The 1,024-nt window shown below is 53.2% G+C and carries 1 protein-coding gene; it reads left to right on the top strand.

The features are described 5' to 3' along the window. Positions 1-47 precede the first annotated feature (47 nt). On the top strand, positions 48-1,024 hold a 977-nt coding region (locus KDK18_RS10925; RefSeq protein WP_257254931.1), incomplete at its 3' end, for a hypothetical protein.

Here is a 1,024-nt window from a genome sequence, read left to right as displayed (position 1 = left end):
GTTTTGTTTTTGCCGAAGGAGGATTCAATGATCATGTGGCGATCCTTATGAGACAGGAGGAAAAAACCTTAATGCTGGCCGGTGAACAGTTTGCAGCAATGGCCGCTCAGGAAGGCCAACAGGCGACACTGGCCTGCGCCCGCTTTAACGGGCAGCCCGGAGCCTTTATTGTTGCCGGTGACATGACCGAAAAACTGGTCAGTCACAGAAGCCTGTCCTCTGCCTTTTCTGACGAGCCGTTAGCGAAAGCCGTCCCGTCAAAGCGTGAATTGGCTCCCCTACATAGATGCTTATTACGTCACGTCGCCAGCTGTTTTCGCTGGCTCACAGATCAAAATGCCCTCCTGTTGTCGTTTTTTGCCCCCGGCGGTGGACTGGGTTGTCTGGCGAACCCGATAAAACTGAGCATGTCACCGCAACGAGCAAAGCTACTGGAAGAGACCAGGGACAACGTAAACCGGCTGATTTATGGGGCTGAAGAAATGTTGGAGGGTTACGAAGCCTTTCTGCAGCTGGCCGGTAAAAGCTGTTCGCGCGAGGTTCAGTCATTGCGGGATGAATTTCCGGAACTTGGCAACCGGTTCGGGACGCTGAAAGAAACCATTCAATCCAGGTTAGAGAGTATCGTTTTGCCCATGCAAGCCGCTGAAGAAGGGCGGGTATCCCGGAGAGAGTTTTGCCAGTGGGTGGCAGCCTGCCAGCAACTGCAATCCTCTCTTCAGGCACTCAATCCCGGTGAGGCTGAGCAGGTTCGAAGTGTTCATGAGCTGATTTTTGCCCTGCATCAGCGCTTCGTGGAAGCACTGGCACCAGTCACTTTGGCCTCGGGTCAGGGCAGGTCATCCAAGATAGGCAGGATCTCTTACGTGGATTGCACGACCCCGTGTAAAAAGACTCCGCTATTGAGTCGATCCGGCGAAGAAACCATGGCACGGCTGGAGTTTCGGGGGACTGTCATCCATATGAATAATGCCTTGATTGTTACCCTGCCGCTTGGAAATCATAAGAGCGTTATCGAGCTACT

This window comes from Endozoicomonas sp. SESOKO3, from assembly GCF_024606255.1.
Note: the sequence above shows the minus strand (reverse complement) of the source record. Positions and strands in the feature narration are given on the sequence as shown.